General features: G+C 71.0%; 12 protein-coding genes. 11 read left to right on the top strand and 1 reads right to left on the bottom strand.

What is annotated here, in order from left to right; translation table 11 throughout:
* Positions 1-331 precede the first annotated feature (331 nt).
* The gene (locus NKJ47_RS14260) at positions 332-1,039 is read right to left on the bottom strand and encodes an AraC family transcriptional regulator (RefSeq protein WP_254458511.1); all 708 of its coding nucleotides are present in this window, start codon (positions 1,037-1,039) and stop codon (positions 332-334) included.
* 171 nt (positions 1,040-1,210) lie between these two features.
* Between NKJ47_RS14260 and NKJ47_RS14255 the strand changes: the two genes are divergently transcribed.
* The 11 genes from NKJ47_RS14255 (at position 1,211) to NKJ47_RS14205 (ending at position 16,903) form a co-directional block, all read left to right on the top strand.
* Positions 1,211-2,152 carry a 4-hydroxyproline epimerase gene (locus tag NKJ47_RS14255; RefSeq protein ID WP_254458510.1) on the top strand — a complete coding sequence of 314 codons (942 nt, stop codon included), beginning with the start codon at positions 1,211-1,213 and terminating at the stop codon, positions 2,150-2,152.
* The gene (locus tag NKJ47_RS14250; protein ID WP_254458509.1) at positions 2,149-3,252 is read left to right on the top strand and encodes an NAD(P)/FAD-dependent oxidoreductase; all 1,104 of its coding nucleotides are present in this window, start codon (positions 2,149-2,151) and stop codon (positions 3,250-3,252) included. Before NKJ47_RS14255 ends, NKJ47_RS14250 begins: the two co-directional genes overlap by 4 nt.
* Positions 3,249-3,497: a (2Fe-2S)-binding protein gene (locus NKJ47_RS14245; RefSeq protein WP_184502469.1), complete on the top strand. Its 249-nt coding sequence runs from the start codon at positions 3,249-3,251 to the stop codon at positions 3,495-3,497. Before NKJ47_RS14250 ends, NKJ47_RS14245 begins: the two co-directional genes overlap by 4 nt.
* Complete coding sequence (locus NKJ47_RS14240) at positions 3,490-4,860, top strand: NAD(P)/FAD-dependent oxidoreductase (RefSeq protein WP_254458508.1); 1,371 nt, start codon at positions 3,490-3,492, stop codon at positions 4,858-4,860. Before NKJ47_RS14245 ends, NKJ47_RS14240 begins: the two co-directional genes overlap by 8 nt.
* Positions 4,857-5,762, top strand: coding sequence for a dihydrodipicolinate synthase family protein (locus tag NKJ47_RS14235; protein ID WP_209031823.1), 906 nt, complete (start codon positions 4,857-4,859; stop codon positions 5,760-5,762). Before NKJ47_RS14240 ends, NKJ47_RS14235 begins: the two co-directional genes overlap by 4 nt.
* A 1-nt stretch (position 5,763) precedes the next feature.
* Positions 5,764-7,356: an aldehyde dehydrogenase family protein gene (locus NKJ47_RS14230; protein WP_254458507.1), complete on the top strand. Its 1,593-nt coding sequence runs from the start codon at positions 5,764-5,766 to the stop codon at positions 7,354-7,356.
* Complete coding sequence (locus NKJ47_RS14225; protein ID WP_254458506.1) at positions 7,353-8,561, top strand: M24 family metallopeptidase; 1,209 nt, start codon at positions 7,353-7,355, stop codon at positions 8,559-8,561. The genes NKJ47_RS14230 and NKJ47_RS14225 overlap by 4 nt, the downstream gene beginning before the upstream one ends.
* 82 nt (positions 8,562-8,643) lie before the next feature.
* Entirely contained in the window at positions 8,644-10,473 is a 1,830-nt protein-coding gene (locus tag NKJ47_RS14220) for a DUF885 domain-containing protein (RefSeq protein ID WP_254458505.1), read from the top strand.
* Positions 10,470-12,311 carry a DUF885 domain-containing protein gene (locus NKJ47_RS14215; RefSeq protein WP_254458504.1) on the top strand — a complete coding sequence of 614 codons (1,842 nt, stop codon included), beginning with the start codon at positions 10,470-10,472 and terminating at the stop codon, positions 12,309-12,311. The genes NKJ47_RS14220 and NKJ47_RS14215 overlap by 4 nt, the downstream gene beginning before the upstream one ends.
* A gap of 566 nt (positions 12,312-12,877) precedes the next feature.
* The gene (locus NKJ47_RS14210; protein ID WP_254458503.1) at positions 12,878-14,449 is read left to right on the top strand and encodes an APC family permease; all 1,572 of its coding nucleotides are present in this window, start codon (positions 12,878-12,880) and stop codon (positions 14,447-14,449) included.
* 141 nt (positions 14,450-14,590) lie between these two features.
* Complete coding sequence (locus NKJ47_RS14205) at positions 14,591-16,903, top strand: S9 family peptidase (RefSeq protein WP_254458502.1); 2,313 nt, start codon at positions 14,591-14,593, stop codon at positions 16,901-16,903.
* The last annotated feature ends 22 nt before the right edge of the window (positions 16,904-16,925 follow it).

Raw genomic sequence — 16,925 nt, 5'->3', positions numbered from 1 at the left:
GGATTAGTGCGTCGTGAACGCGTGTGCGTAGGTGGACGCGTTTCTTCAGTCGCGATCGGGCGCTCCCGGTGAAGCCATCCTCTCAGGGCAAGCGCGGATTTGTCATGGTGTTTCGACGCAATGGCTGCGCCGGACCCTCACCCCAACCCCCGCTCCTCGCCCCGGCCAGCGCTTGCGGCGCGGGCGCTCAAGGGCACGCGCGCCAATGGCGCGCAAACCGTGCCCTTTCGCCCCGGAGGGAGAGGGGCTCTGCATTCGTAGCGCCGCGATCCCAACGCCCGCATTCAGCCAAAAAACGAATCCCCAATCCCCAATCCCCATTCCCAGCTCTTCACAGCTTGCCCTTCATCGACCGGTAGTCGCGCGGGGTCATGCCGACAGTGGCCTTGAACTGGCGGGCGAAGGCGCTCTGGTCGGCGAAGCCGCACAGCTGGCCGATGCTGGCGATGCTGTCGTCGCCGTGCAGCAGGCGCATCGCCGCTTCGATGCGCATCTTGGTCAGCAGTTGCTGCGGGGTCAGCTGGAACACGCGGCGGAAGTGCCGCTCCAGTTGCGCCACCGACAGCTCGGCCAGGTCGGCCAGGGTCTGCACGCGCAGGTTGTCGCCGTAGTGCGCCTGCATGTGCTCCATCGCGCGGCTGATGCGCTCGTAGGCGGAATGGCGGCTGTCCGGCTGGCCCAGGTCGCGGGAGATGCCGACCACGCCGATCACCTCGTCGCCCTCGCACAGCGGGCGCTTGAAGGTCAGGCACCAGCCGGGGGTACGGTTCGGGAACAGGTGCACTTCCAGCTGGTTCTCGATCACCTCGCCGCACAGCACGCGCCGGTCCTGCATGAGGTAGCTGCCGCCCAGCGGCAGCGGGAACACGTCCGCGGCCGATTTGCCGATCAGGTCGGCGCGGTGTTTCTTGCCCAGCCGCCGCACCAGGGTCAGGTTGACGTGGGTGTAGCGGCCGTCGCGATCCTTCACGAAGAACACCACGTCCGGCAAGGCGTCGAACAGCGTCTGCAGTTCCAGTGCCGAAATCAGAGTGTCCATGGCGTTCACCTGGGGGAGTGGGTGGCGGCGCGGGCGCGCTGCCGCGCGTCCCCGGATGTCGATGCTAGCCTAAGTCGGCGCTGCCCGGCGTTGTCGGGTTGTGCGAATTTCCGCATTTGCGACAGGCAAACGCTGCTAGCCGGCGGCGGGGCCGAATGTGAGCATGGCGCCATGCATACACTCGATGTCATCGACTCGCACAGCGCCGGCGAACCGACCCGTGTCGTCGTCTCCGGCTTCCCCGATCTGGGAACCGGTTCCCTGGCCCAACGCCGCGAACTGTTCCGCACGCGCTTCGACCGCTGGCGCAGCGCCATCGCCTGCGAGCCGCGCGGCTCGGACACCATGGTCGGCGCGCTGCTGCTGCCGCCGGTGGCCGCCGATGCCTGCGCGGCGGTGATCTTCTTCAACAACGTCGGCTACCTGGGCATGTGCGGCCACGGCACCATCGGCCTGGTGCGCACGCTGGCCGACCTGGGCCGGCTGAGCCCGGGCACGCACCGCATCGAGACGCCGGTGGGCACGGTCGGCGTGGAACTGCATGCCGACGGCCGGGTCTCGGTCGACAACGTCGAGAGCTACCGCCATGCCACCGGCATCGACGTGCTGGTGCCCGAGTACGGGCGCGTGCGCGGCGACGTCGCCTGGGGCGGCAACTGGTTCTTCATCACCGAACAGACGCCGTGCGCGCTGGAGCTGCGCCACCAGCGCGCGCTGACCGCCTATACCGAGGCGGTGCGGCTGGCGCTGGAGGCGGCGGGCATCCGCGGCGCCGACGGCGGCGAGATCGACCATATCGAGATCAACGGGCCGGCGCCGGACGCCAGCGCCGATGCGCGCAACTTCGTGCTGTGCCCGGGCCTGGCCTACGACCGTTCGCCGTGCGGCACCGGCACCAGCGCCAAGCTGGCGTGCCTGGCCGCCGACGGCAAGCTGGCGCCGGGCCAGGTGTGGCGCCAGCAGGGCATCCTCGGCAGCGTGTTCGAGGGCAGCTATGCGCCCGGCACCCGCGGGGTATTGCCACGCATCACCGGGCAGGCCTTCATCACCGCCCGCGCACAGTTGCTGCTCGATCCGCAGGATCCGTTCGCCTGGGGCATCGGCGCCGCATGAGCAGCGGTTTCGACCTGATCGTCGTCGGCGCCGGCATCGTCGGCGCGGCCTGCGCCGATGCGGCGGCGGCCGCCGGCCTGCGCGTGGCGATCGTCGAGTCGGGCAGCATCGGCGGCGGTTCCACCGCCGCGGCCATGGGCCATCTGGTGGCGATGGACGACGATCCGGCGGAACTGGCGCTGTCGGCGTACTCGCTGCGCCTGTGGGAAGAGTTCGCGCCGCTGCCGCAGGCCGAGTTCAGCCGCTGCGGCACGCTGTGGGTGGCGCGCGAGGCGCGCGAGCTGGCGGCGATTCCGGCCAAGATCCAGCGCCTGGCCGCGGCCGGCGTGCACGCCGAAGCGCTCGATGCGCAGCGCTTGTATCAACTGGAGCCGGCGCTGGTGCCGGGCCTGGCCGGCGGCATGCGCGTGGCCGCCGAGGCGGTGGTGTATCCGCCGCGGATGGCGCGCTACCTGGTCGAGCGCGCCTGCGCCGCCGGCGCGCAACTGTACGCCGGGCGCCGCGCCACCGCGCTGGTCGCTGCCGGCGTGCGCCTGGACGACGGCAGCGCGCTGCATGGCCCGGTGCTGGTCGCCACCGGCTGCGCCCTGCCGGAACTGTTGCCGGAACTGCCGATGCGGGCGCGCAAGGGACAATTGGTGATCACCGATCGCTATCCGGGCTTCGTCGCCCATCAATTGCTGGAGCTGGGCTATGCCGACAGCGCGCACGGCAGCGACGGCAGCAGCGTGGCGTTCAACGTGCAGCCGCGGCCGACCGGGCAGATCCTGATCGGCTCCTCGCGCGAATTCGATGCGACCGACCGCGCGGTGTCGATGCCGATGCTGCAGCGGATGCTGGAGCGCGCCTTCGCGTTCCTGCCGGGCCTGCGGCAACTGCAGGCGATCCGGGTGTGGACCGGCCTACGTCCGGCCACGCCGGACGGGCGCCCGTACCTGGGCGTGGTGCCGGAGCGGCGCGACGTGTGGGTCGCGGCCGGCCACGAAGGCTTGGGCGTGACCACCGCGCTGGGCAGTGCGCGCCTGCTGCTGGACCAACTGCTGCAGCGGCCCGCGGCGATCGATCCGGCGCCGTACGCGCCGGCGCGGGCGCTGGCATGAGCGCGCGGATGCTGCGCCTGCAGGTCGATGGCCGCGACGTCGAAGTACTCGACGGCAGCAGCGTGGCCGCGGCGGTGGCGCAGGTCGCCCCGCATTTCCGCCGCTCGCGCAGCGGCCAGCCGCGTGCGCCGCTGTGCGGCATGGGCGTGTGCGCCGAATGCCGGGTGCGCATCGACCGCGTCGGCCAGTTGCGCGCCTGCATCACCCCGGCGCGCGACGGCATGCAGGTGTGGACCGATGGCTGAGCCGCGCGCCCACTACGAGGTACTGGTGATCGGCGCCGGCCCGGCCGGGCTGGCGGCGGCGCTGGCCGCGGCAGGGCATGGCCGCCGCGTCGGCCTGGTCGATCTGCAGGCGCGTGCCGGCGGCCAGATCTGGCGCCACGACGTGGCCCAGGCGCCGCCGCGCCTGGCCGCGCGTGCGCTGGCGCAACTGGCGGCCAGCGCGGTGACGTTCCTGCCGCAGACCCAGGTGCTGCTGGCGCAGGACCGGCAGTTGCTCACCGATGGCCCGGACGGCCCGCGCTGGCTGGGCTACGACGCGCTGGTGCTGGCCACCGGCGCGCGCGAATTGCTGTTGCCGTTCCCGGGCTGGACCCTGCCCGGGGTGACCGGCGCCGGCGGCGCGCAGGCGCTGGCCAAGCAGGGCTGGCCGCTGCACGGGCGGCGCGTGCTGGTCGCCGGCAGCGGGCCGCTGCTGCTGGCCTCGGCGGCGACGCTGCAGCGCCATGGCGCGCAGGTGCTGGGCATCGTCGAACAGGCGCCGTGGCGCGCGCTGGCCGCATTCGCCGCGCAATTGCCGCTGCGCTGGCCGGACAAGGCGCTGCAGGCGCTGGCGCTGCGCACGCAACTGGCCGGGGTCGGCTACCACGCCGGCAGCGTGGTGCTGGCCGCGCACGGCGAGGGCCGCGTGCAGGAAGTGGAGATCGACGGCCCGCGCGGTCGCCGCCGTCTGGCCTGCGATCAACTGTCGGTGGGCTACGGCCTGGTGCCGAACGTGGAACTGGCGCAACTGCTGGGCTGCCGACTGGGGCGCAGCGGCGTGCACCCGTGCGTGGCGGTGGATGCGCAGTTGCGCACCAGCGTCGACGGCGTGTACGCCGCCGGCGAGGCGCTGGGCATCGGCGGGCGCGATTGCGCGCGCGCGGAAGGCGCGATCGCCGGCCACCTGGCCGCCGGCCAGGATGCCGCGGCGCAGGCGCTGCAGCCGCGGCGGCGCCGTGCGCGCGCCTTCGCCGCGTTGCTGCAGCGGCAGTTCGCGCTGGACCCGCGCATTCATGCACTGGCCGCGCCGGACACGCTGGTGTGCCGCTGCGAGGACGTGCCGCTGGCGGCGCTGCGCGGCCACACCGATCTGCGCGACGCCAAGCTGGCTTCGCGCTGCGGCATGGGCGCCTGCCAGGGCCGCATCTGCGGCAGTGCGCTGACCGAACTGGGGCTGGCCGCGCGCGCCGACGATTTCTCCGACGACGGCCGCCGGCCGCCGCTGTTCCCGGCGCGGCTGCACGCGCTGGCCCATCCCTGTCCGGACCCGGGTCCGGACACCGCTTGCGCCGCGCCTTCGTGCGCGGCATCCCTTCGCAACTCTCCACAAGGTGTACTTCCATGAGCAAGGCTTCCTTCTGGTACGGCGTGCTGCCGGCCATCACCACCCCGTTCAACGCCGACGGCAGCATCGACCACGCGTTCCTGGCCAAGCATGCGCAGCTCATGGTCGACGCCGGCTGCACCGCGATCGTGCCGCTGGGTTCGCTGGGCGAGGCGGCCACGCTGAGCTTCGACGACAAGCTGGCGATCCTGAAGACCCTGGTGCAGGCAGTCGACGGCCGCATCCCGGTGGTGCCGGGCATCGCCGCGCTGTCCACCGACGAAGCGGTGCGCCTGGCGCAGGCGGCCAAGCAGGTCGGCTGCGGGGGCATCATGGTGCTGCCGCCGTACGTGTATTCCACCGACTGGCGCGAGATGGGCGCGCACATGCGCGCGGTGATCGCCGCCACCGACCTGCCGGCGATCCTGTACAACAATCCGATCGCCTACAAGACCGATTTCAGCCCGGCGCAGATCGCCGAGCTGGCGGCCGAGTTCCCGAACCTGCAGGCGGTCAAGGAATCCTCCGGCGACGTGCGCCGCTTCGCCGCGCTGGGCGAGCTGCTCGGCGACCGCCTGGTGCTGCTGGTGGGCATGGACGATGCGATCGTCGAAGGCCTGAGCATGGGAGCCAAGGGCTGGATCGCCGGCCTGGTCAACGCGTATCCGAAGGAGTCGGTGAAGCTGTTCGAGCTTGCCCGCGACGGCGGCTACCCGGCGGCCAAGGCGCTGTACGACTGGTTCCTGCCGCTGCTGCGCCTGGATACCGTGCCCAAGTTCGTGCAGCTGATCAAGCTGGTGCAGGAGAAGGTCGGCCTGGGCAGCGAGCGCGTGCGCGCGCCGCGGCTGGTGCTGGAAGGCGCCGAGCGCGAAGCCGCGCTGAAGGTGATCGACCACGCCATCGCCACCCATCCCGGGCACTGAGATGAGCATGCAACCGCTGTTGCTGGCCGGCCACTGGCAGGCGTCGCTGGAGGAGCGCGGCAGTTTCCGCGCCGAGGATCCGCGCGACGGGAGCGAATTCGGCCCGTCGTTCCCGGTCAGCGGCGCCGCCGACCTGGAAGCGGCGCTGAGCGCGGCGGCGCTGAGCGCCGATGCGCTGGCCGCGGCCGCGCCGGAACGCATCGCCGGGTTCCTGGAGGCGTACGCCGACGCGATCGACGCCGACCTCGCGCAGCTGGTGGCGCTGGCGCATGCCGAGACCGGGCTGCCGGTGGAGCCGCGCCTGGCCAAGGTGGAACTGCCGCGCGCCAGCGGGCAGTTGCGCCAGGCCGCGCAGGCGGTGCGCAGCCACAGCTGGGCGCAGCCGGTGATCGACACCGCGGCCGGCCTGCGCGCGCAGCTGGGGCCGCTGCACAAGCCGGTGCTGGTGTTCGGCCCGAACAATTTCCCGTTCGCGTTCAACGCGGTGGCCGGCAGCGATTTCGCCTCGGCGATCGCCGCGCGCAATCCGGTCATCGCCAAGGCGCATCCCTCGCATCCTGCCACCAGCCAGCGCCTGGCCCAGCTCGCGCACCAGGCGCTGCTGGCGCACGACCTGCCGGCGGCGACGGTGCAGTTGCTGTATCACTTCGATAGCACGCTGGGCCTGGAACTGGCCGGCGATCCGCGGCTGGGCGCGATCGGCTTCACCGGCAGCCGTGCCGGCGGGCTGGCGCTGAAGGCCGCCGCCGACCGGGCCGGCGTGCCGGCCTACGTCGAGCTGTCCAGCGTCAATCCGGTGTTCCTGCTGCCGGGCGCGCTGGCCGAACGCGGCGCGGCGCTGGCGCAGGAGTTCTTCGCCTCCTGCACCATGGGCAGCGGCCAGTTCTGCACCAACCCGGGCATCGTGGTGGTGCCCGAGGGCGAGGCCGGCGATGCCTTCGTCGCCGCGGCCACCGCGCATTTCGCCGCGGCCGCGCCGGCGCTGCTGTTCTCGCGCGGCGTGCTGGAGCATCTGCAGCGCAGCGTGGGCACGCTGCGCGATGCCGGTGCCACGGTGCTGGCCGGCGGCGAGGCCGCCGCGGGGCCGGGTTACCGACATGCGCCGACCCTGCTGGAAGTATCGGCCGAGGCGTTCCTGCAGCAGCCCGAGGCGCTGCAGACCGAGGCCTTCGGCCCGGTCAGCCTGATCGTGCGCGGCGGCGGGCTGGGGCAGTTGACCGCCCTGGCGCGCAGCTTCGAGGGCAACCTCACCGGCACCCTCTATCGTGCCGCCGACGGCAGCGACGACCCGGCCTTCGCCGCGCTGGCCGCGGCGCTGCGGCCGCGGGTGGGGCGCCTGATCTGCAACAAGATGCCGACCGGCGTGGCGGTGAGCCCGGCGATGAACCATGGCGGCCCGTATCCGAGCACCGGCCATCCGGGCTTCACCGCGGTCGGCATGCCCGCGGCGATCCGCCGCTTCGCCGCGCTGCACAGCTACGACGGCGTGCCCGACGCGCTGCTGCCGGCGCTGCTGCGCGACCGCAATCCCGGCGGCGTGCAGCGGTTGATCGACGGCATCTGGAGCACCGCCGACGTGGAGCGCAGCGCATGAGCGAGCACAGCCAGATCGGCGGGCTGACCCTGGAGCAGGCGCATGCGCAACTGGCGCCGTGGCCGCAGCGCGCGCCCGCGATCCACGAGCAGGAATACCGGCAACGCCTGGCCAACGCGCGCGCGCTGATGCGCGCGCACGGCGCCGACGCGCTGCTGATCGGCGCCGGCGCTTCGCTGCGCTACTTCACCGGGGTGCCGTGGGGCGCCAGCGAGCGCCTGGTGGCGATGCTGCTGACCGCCGAAGGCGATCCGCTGCTGATCTGCCCGGCGTTCGAGGAAGGCTCGCTGGACGCGGTGCTGTGCCTGCCGGTGCGCAAGCGCCTGTGGCAGGAACACGAGGATCCGCACGCACTGGTCGCCGAGGCCTTGCTGGAACTGGACGCGCAGACCCTGGCGCTGGACCCGGGCGTGGCCTTCGCGGTGCATACCGGCCTGGCCGCGGTGCTGGGCCGGATCGCGATCCGCGATGCGACGGCAATCGTCGACGGCTGCCGCATGCGCAAGTCGCCGGCGGAACTGGCGCTGATGCAGCAGGCCTGCGACATGACCCTGCAGGTGCAGCGGCTGGCCGCCGGGCTGATCCGCGAGGGCATCACCACCGCGGAACTGACCCGCTTCATCGACCAGGCGCACCGCGCGCTCGGCGCCGACAACGGCTCGACCTTCTGCATCGTGCAGTTCGGTCACGCCACCGCGTATCCGCACGGCATTCCCGGCGTGCAGGCGCTGCGCCCGGGCGAGCTGGTGCTGATCGACACCGGCTGCACCGTGCAGGGCTACCACTCCGACATCACCCGCACCTACATCTTCGGCGAGCCCAGCGAGAAGCAGCGGCGCATCTGGCAACTGGAGCACGACGCGCAGGCGGCGGCGTTCGCCGCGGTGCGTCCGGGCGTGGCCTGCGCGGTGGTGGACGAGGCCGCGCGCAAGGTGCTGCAGCGTGCCGGACTCGGCCCGGACTACCAACTGCCCGGGCTGCCGCACCGCACCGGCCACGGCTGCGGCATGAGCATCCACGAGGCGCCGTATCTGGTGCGCGGCAATGCCTTGCCGCTGGCCCCGGGCATGTGCTGCAGCAACGAACCGATGATCGTGGTGCCGGGCGAGTTCGGCGTGCGCCTGGAGGATCATTTCTACGTCACCGAAGACGGCGCGCAGTGGTTCACGCCGCCGTCGCCGGCGATCGACCGGCCGTTCGCCTGATGCGGGCGGCGGCGGCCCCGGCAGCTTGCGCGGCGTGTGCCGCGCCGTGCAGCGGACACGCCCCGTCCCGCGGAGTCCACCGATGAAACACCTGCGCCTGCCCGTCGCCAGCGTGCTGGCGCTGGCCCTGACCGCCTGCCAGCCGTCCGCACCGCCGGCGCCCTCCGCGCCGGCGGCCGCGGCGCCGGCAAAGGCGGCCGCGTCGCCATCGCAGGCCTTCGCCGCGCTGCTCGATGCGCAATGGCAGTACCACCTCGCGCACCATCCCGAATTCGCCAGCATCATCGGCGACACCCGCTACAACGACCGTTGGAGCGATTATTCGCCCGCCGCGCTGGAGGCCGAACGCCAGGCGACGACGGCGTTCCTGGCGCGCTTCGATGCGGTCGATGCCAAGGCGCTGTCGGCGCAGGAGCAATTGAGCCTGCAGATGATGCAGCGGCAGCTGCGCGACCGCCTGGAGGCGATCGCGCTGAAGAACGACGAGATGCCGCTGGAGCCGGTGGGCGGCATCCAGGTCGCACTGCCGGGTTATGCGCAGGCGTTTCCGTTCGCCAGCGTCAAGGACTACGAGGACTACATCAAGCGCCTGCAGGCGATCCCGGCGCTGCTCGACCAGGTGGTGGCGCTGTCGCGCGCCGGCGCCAGGGACGGGCTGGTGCAACCGAAGTACCTGCTCGAGCGCATTCCCGCGCAGGTGCGCGAGATCGCCGCGCCGGCCGGCGCCGACAGCCCGTTCGCGCTTCCGCTGCAGCAGTTCCCGGCGGCGGTGCCGGAGGCCGAGCGGCCACGCCTACGCGCGGCGATGATCGCGGCGATCGACCAGCAGGTGCGCCCGGCCTACCGCAAGCTGGCCGACTTCGTCGCCGACGAGTACGCACCGCAGGGCCGCCTGCACGAAGGCCTGTGGTCGCTGCCCGATGGCGCGCGCCGCTACCGCTATGCGATCCACACCCAGACCACCACCGATCAGTCGCCCGAGCAGATCCACCAGACCGGCCTGGCCGAAGTCGCGCGCATCGAGGGCGAAATGGGCGCCATCGCCAAACAGCTCGGCTACGCCGACCTGGCGGCGTTGCGCCAGGCGGTGGCGCAGCAGCGCCGCTTCTTCGCCACCTCGCCCGAGCAGATCCTGCAACGCTACCGCGACGCCATCGCGCAGATGCAGCCGCAACTGCCCAAGCTGTTCGGCACCTTGCCGAAGACGCCGCTGGAGGTGCGCGCGATGGCCGCGTTCCGCGCCACCGCGCCCGGCGCCGAGTACTGGCAGAGCGATGCGCAGGGCAGCAAGCCGGGGCTGGTGATGGTCAACACCAGCGACTACGCGCACCGCACCCTGGTCAACATCGAGGCCACCGCGTATCACGAGGGCGTGCCCGGCCACCATCTGCAGATCTCGCTGGCCCAGACCCTGCCGCTGCCGCCGTTCCGCCAGCAGTCCGGCTACAACGCCTATGTGGAAGGCTGGGCGCTGTACGCCGAGCGGCTGGGCAAGGAAGTGGGCTTCTACCGCGATCCGTACAGCGACTACGGCCGCCTGGCCGGTGAACTGTTGCGCGCCAACCGGCTGGTGCTGGACACCGGGGTGCATGCCAAGCGCTGGACCCGGCAGCAGATGATCGACTTCTTCCACGCGCATCCGTCCGACGACGAACCCAGCATCCAGTCCGAGACCGATCGCTACATCGTCTGGCCGGGCCAGGCACTGGGCTACAAGCTCGGCGAACTGGACATCCTGGCGCTGCGCGCGAAGGCCAAGCGCGCACTGGGCGATCGCTTCGACATCCGCGCCTTCCACGATGCCGTCCTCGGCGGCGGCGCGATGCCGCTGGACCTGCTGAACGCGCGCATCGACGCCTGGATCGCCCAGGTCCAGGCCGGCGCCCCCGCCACTCCGGAGACCCCGCGATGACTTCCCGTTCCCGACTGCCTACCGCATTGGCCCTGGCCATCGCCTGCACCCTGGCCTGGCAAGGCGCCGCCGCCGCCGCGCCGGCCGCGGCGTCCGCCGCGGCCTCCGCTGCACCCGCCAGCGATGCCGGTGCGCGCTTCAAGGCCCTGTACCAGCGCGAGTGGAAGTGGCGCCAGGAGCAGTTCGCCGGCGCCGACGACGAAGACGCGCAGGGGCAGGCCGCCGATCACCTGCCCAAGGTCGATCCGGCCACCCAGGCGCAGCGCACCGCGTACTGGCAGCAGGTGCTGCGCGACCTGGACGCGATCGACCCCAGGCAGCTGTCGGCGCAGGACCAGGTGAACTACCAGGTCTATCGCCAGCAGCTGCAGGTGCTGCTCGACCAGCAGCGCTTCCGCGTCTGGGAAATGCCGTTCAACAGCGATACCGCGTTCTGGAGCGACCTGGGCTTCACCGCGCGCGCCACCCTGCGCAGCCGCGAGGACTACCAGCGCTACCTCGGGCAGCTCGCCGACATTCCGCGCTACTTCGACGAACAGATCGCCAACATGCGCGCCGGCCTGGCGCGCGGTTTCGCGCAGCCGGCGGTGACGCTGCAGGGCCGCGACCAGTCGATCGCCGAGGTGGCGCAGGCGCCGGGCGAAAGCAACCTGTTCTACACCCCGTTCAAGCAGATGCCGGCGACGATCCCGGCGCCGCTGCAGGCGCAGCTGCGCGCGCAGGCGCGCACGGCGATTGCCCAGCAGGTGGTGCCGGCCTACGCCAAGCTGCTGCGCTTCATGCGCGAGGAGTACCTGCCCAAGGCGCGCCCGGCGCTGGCAGCCGAATCGCTGCCCGACGGCGTGGCGTACTACCGCGCGCAGATCCGCGAATACACCACGCTCGACCTCAGCCCCCAGCAGATCCACGCGGTGGGCCTGAAGGAAGTGGCGCGGCTGCGCAAGGAGATGGACCAAGCGATCGCCGACAGCGGCTTCAAGACCCCGCCCGGGCAGCAGACGTTCCCGGCGTTCCTGCATTACCTGCGCACCGACCCGAGGTTCTACGCCAAGACCCCGGAGGAACTGCTCAAGGATGCGGCGTGGATCGCCAAGCGCGTGGACGGCAAGATCGGCGACTACATCGGCCGGCTGCCGCGGCAGCGCTTCGCGATCGAGCCGGTGCCGGCGGACCTGGCGCCGTTCTACACCGGCGGCCGCGGCGGCCCCGGCATCTACCTGGTCAACACCTACGATCTACCGTCGCGGCCGCTGTACAACCTCACCGCGCTGACCCTGCACGAGTCCTCGCCCGGGCATGCGCTGCAGATGCCGTTGGCGGCCGAGCAGGGCAACCTGCCGGATTTCCGCCGCTACACCTTCATTTCCGCGTACGGCGAGGGCTGGGCGGTGTACTCGGAATACCTGGGGCAGGAGATGGGGATGTACGACACCCCGTACGACCGCTTCGGCTACCTGACCTACCAGATGTGGCGCGCGTGCCGGCTGGTGATCGACACCGGCATCCATCACGACGGCTGGACGCGGGAGCAGGCGCAGGCGTTCCTGCGCGACAACACCGCGCTCAGCGAGCACGAGGTGACCACCGAGGTCGACCGCTACATCGCCTGGCCCGGACAGGCGCTGTCCTACTACCTGGGCGAGCTGAAGATCCTGGAGCTGCGGCGCAAGGCCGAGCAGGCGCTGGGCGAGAAGTTCGACATCCGCGCCTTCCACGATGCGGTGCTGGAGACCGGCTCGGTGCCGCTGCCGGTGCTGGAGCAGCGCATCGACCGGTTCATCGCCGAGGGCGGGAAATCGCCGTGGGGCGCCGCAACGAACGCACCGATGGCGCCATGACGAACGCGTCGCCACGCGCCGGGATGGCGAACGGCCCTCGCCGCCGTTCGAGGCCATGGGGCAGGGTGGAGATGCGAGCGAGGGGATGCGGGTGAGGGGACGTGGTGCAGTCTTGAGCGGTCGAACTGGCACGAGGCTACGCCCGGACCCTCATCCGCCCCTTCGGGGCACCTTCTCCCGGAGTGAGAAGGGACGTACAAGCCCCTCTCCCTCGGGAGAGGGGTTGGGGTGAGGGTAGTGCGCGAAGCGCATGAGGGATTCAGCTGCACGAGGCTGCGCCCGGACCCTCATCCGCCCCTGCGGGGCACCTTCTCCCGGAGGGAGAAGGGAGGTACAAGCCCCTCTCCCACCGGGAGAGGGGTTGGGGTGAGGGTCGGGGCGCGAAGCGCATGCGGTGTTTCAACTGCACGAGGCTGCGCCCGGACCCTCATCCGCCCCTGCGGGGCACCTTCTCCCGGAGGGAGAAGGGAGTAGCCCCTCTCCCATCGGGAGAGGGGTTGGGGTGAGGGTAGGGAGCGCCGCAGATCGTTGAATCGCCAGTGACACCACTTCCAGCGGGAGACGCCATGGCCGCACAAGGCAAGTTCCACAAGCGCTTGAGCCTGACCGATCTGACCTTCATCGGGTTGGGCTCGATCTTCGGCTCCGGTTGGCTGTTCTCGGCCAGCCACGTCTCGGCGATCGCCGGGCCGGCCGGCATCGTCTCGTGGATCGCCGGCGGCGTGGCGGTCCTGCTGCTGGGCCTGGTGTACTGCGAACTGGGTGCGGCGCTGCCGCGCGCCGGCGGCGTGGTGCGCTACCCGGAGTATTCGCACGGCGTGCTGCTGGGCTGGCTGATGGGCTTCATCACCCTGATCGCCTTCTCCAGCCTGATCGCGATCGAGGTGGAGGCGGCGCGGCAGTACGCGGCGGCGTGGTTCCCGTGGCTCAACCAGGCCGGCAGCACCCATCCCAGCGTCGCCGGCTGGCTGCTGCAGCTGGCGCTGCTGGTGGCGTTCTTCCTGCTCAACTACTACAGCGTCAAGACCTTCGCCACCGCCAACAACATCGTCAGCGTGTTCAAGTTCCTGGTGCCGGTGCTGGTGATCGTGCTGCTGATGGCGCACTTCGATGCGCGCAACCTGCACGTGCAGGGCTTTGCGCCGTTCGGCGCGGCCGGGGTGGAGGCGGCGATCTCCGCCGGCGGCATCATCTTCGCCTACCTGGGGCTGACCCCGATCGTGTCGGTGGCCAGCGAAGTGCGCGATCCGCAGCGCAACATCCCGATCGCGTTGATCCTGTCGGTGGCGCTGTCCACGGTGATCTACGTGCTGCTGCAGCTGGCGTTCCTGGGCGGGGTGCCGGCGCAGCACCTGGCCAACGGCTGGGGTGGCATCGACAAGGCGTTCTCGCTGCCGTACCACGACATCGCCCTGGCGCTGGGCATGGGCTGGCTGGCGGCGCTGGTGATCTGCGACGCGATGATCTCGCCCAGCGGCACCGGCAACATCTACATGAACGCCACGCCGCGGGTGGTCTATGGCTGGGCGCGCAGCGGCGGCTTCCTGCCGGTGCTGACCAAGGTGGATGCCGCCTCCGGCATTCCGCGCCCGGCGCTGTGGTTGAGCCTGGGTCTGTCGGTGTTCTGGACCCTGCCATTCCCCTCGTGGGAGGCGCTGATCAACGTGGTGTCGGCGGCGCTGGTGCTGAGCTACGCGGTGGCGCCGGTGACCGTGGCCGCGTTGCGGCGCAGCGCGCCGGAACTGCCGCGGCCGTTCCGGCTGCGCGGCATGGCGTTGCTCGGCCCGCTGTCGTTCATCGTCGCAGGACTGATCGTGTACTGGTCCACCTGGAACACGCTGTCGTGGCTGCTCGGCCTGCAGATCGCGATGTTCGCGCTGTACGTGCTGTACCGCCTGCCCAACGCCGCCGGCCGCGCGCGGTTGTGGCGGCAGGTGCGCGGCGTGCTGTGGCTGATCGTGTTCTTCGCCCTGGTGCTGGTGGTGTCGCGCCTGGGTACCTTCGGCGGCAGCGGCTGGATCGCGCATCCCTGGGACACGCTGTGCGTGGCGGCGATCGCGCTGGGCTGCTATCACTGGGGTGCGCGCAGCGGCCTGCGCCCCGAGGAGCTGGCGCTGGAAGAGGACGACGGGGAATAACCGTTGCGTGTGTGGAAGGGCTTAGGAGCGGTTCTTGTCCCCTTTGTGGGATTGGCCGCGACGGGCTTTACCGGTAATGGCTGTCGCGGCTGAAGCCGCTCCTACGCAAAAAAGCGTGTTATCGAAGTGATTGGAAACAGTATGAACAAGTTCGTCGTATCGATCGTCATGGCCCTGGCATGCTGCGCCGGTGCCGCACAGGCCGCCCCCAGCGTCGCCGACTACCAGCGTTCGCTGGGGTTGCGCGAGGCCTGGATCGGCCTGACCGAGAACGTGACCTGGCCGGCGCAGTGGCGCGACGACGGCGCGTTCTACTACCGCAAGACCGTGCCGGGCGGCTTCGCCTTCGTGGTCGAGGACGTGGCCAGCCAGCGCAAGCAGCCGGCGTTCGACCAGGCGCGGCTGGCGCGTGCGCTGGGCGCGGCCACCGGCACCGACTATGCGGCGCTGCGCCTGCCGTTCGCGCGTTTCGCCTACGTCGCCGAGGGCGGCCAGGCGCAGGCGGCGATCGCCTTCGAACTCGACGAAACGCCGTGGCGTTGCACCCTCACCACCTATGTCTGCGTCCGCGCCGACAGCGGCCCACAGCCGCGGCCGCGCGGCTTCGGCGTGGTGCGCGACCTGAGCGTGCCGGCCGATTCAACCCCGCGGCGCTCGCCGGACGGGCGCTGGGACGCCTACGTCGACGGCAACGCGGTGATGCTGCGCGCGGTGGCCGACGGGCGCACGTTGCGTCTGGCCGACGATGGCCGCAGCGACGATTTCTACGATCCGGAAACGATCGCCTGGTCGCCGGATTCGCAGCGGCTGGCGCTGTACCGGGTGAAGCCCGGCTTTCCCCGCCGCGTCACCCGGGTCGAGGCGGCGCCGCCCGGCGGCGGCCAGCCGGTGGTGCGCACCCAGTTGTATCCCAAGCCCGGCGATGCGGTGGACATCGAGCGGCCGGTGCTGTTCGACCTCGGCGCGCTGGCACGCGGCGGTGCGTCCAGGCGTCTGGCCATCGACGATGCCTTGTTCGCCAACCCCTACCAGCTCTCGCCGATCCAGTGGCGCCGCGACAGCGCCAGCTTCGTGTTCGACTACGTGCAGCGCGGCTTCCAGCGCATGCGCGCGATCGCGGTGGATGCGGCCACCGGCAAGGCGCACGTGGCGGTGGGCGAGGATGCCAAGACCTTCGTCTATGCCGACCGCAGCTACCGCCACGATGTCGATGGCCTGGGCAAGGAGATCCTGTGGATCTCCGAGCGCGACGGCTGGCGCCACCTGTACCTGTTCGACGGCGCCAGCGGCCGCATCAAGGCGCAGGTCACCAAGGGCGAGTGGATCGTGCGCGACGTGTTGCGCGTGGACGACGCGCAGCGGCGCATCTGGTTCACCGCCAGCGGCATGGATGCGGGCAAGGATCCGTACTATCGACAATTGTTCGCGGTGGATTTCGACGGCAGCCACCTGACCCGGCTGACCGAGGCCGATGCCGACCACGACGTGGCGATCGCCGACGACGGTCGCCATTACGTGGACGTGTATTCGCGTCCGGACATGGCGCCGGTGATGGAACTGCATGCGATCGACGGGCGCCTGCTGCAGGTGGTCGAGCGCGGCGACATCCGCAAGCTGCAGGCCGCCGGCTGGCGCGCGCCGCAGACCTTCGTCGCCAAGGGCCGCGACGGCAAGACCGACATCTGGGGCATGGTGGTGCGCCCGCGCGACTACGACCCGCACAAGCGCTATCCGGTGATCGAGAACATCTACGCCGGCCCGCACGATTCCTTCGTGCCCAAGACCTTCTGGCCGTTCGGCTACCACTCCGGCGGCGACAAGCAGATCGGCATGCAGGCGCAGGCCGATCTGGGCTTCATCGTGGTGATGATCGACGGCATGGGCACCGCCAACCGCTCCAAGGCCTTCCACGATGTGGCCTGGAAGAACCTCGGCGATTCCGGCTTCCCCGACCGCATCGCCTGGCACAAGGCGCTGGCGGCGCAGGATCCGTCCTACGACATCGGCCGTGTCGGCATCTACGGCGCTTCGGCCGGCGGGCAGAGCACGCTGGGCGCGCTGGAGCGGCATCCGGACTTCTACAAGGTCGGCGTGGCGTATGCGGGGTGCTACGACAACCGCATGGACAAGATCAGCTGGAACGAGCAGTGGATGGGCTGGCCGGTGGACGCCAGCTATGCGCGCGCCTCCGGCGTGGACAATGCGGCCAAGCTGCGCGGCGACCTGCTGCTGATCGTCGGCGAGCAGGACAGCAACGTCGACCCGGCCTCGACCGGGCAGGTGGTGGACGCGCTGATCAAGGCCGGCAAGGACTTCGATCTGCTGGTCGTGCCCGGCGGCGAACACTCCGTCGGCCGCTCCACCGGTCCCATCGACTATGTGCAGCGGCGCCAGTACGACTTCTTCGTGCGGCATTTGCTTGGGGAGCCGACGCCGGCATGGAACCGGCTGTAGGGAGCTGGGATTGGGGATTGGG

Origin of the sequence: Xanthomonas sacchari, from assembly GCF_024266585.1 — a bacterium.
Classification (GTDB): Bacteria; Pseudomonadota; Gammaproteobacteria; order Xanthomonadales; family Xanthomonadaceae; genus Xanthomonas_A; species Xanthomonas_A sacchari_C.
This window is presented reverse-complemented; position numbering and strand designations above follow the sequence as displayed.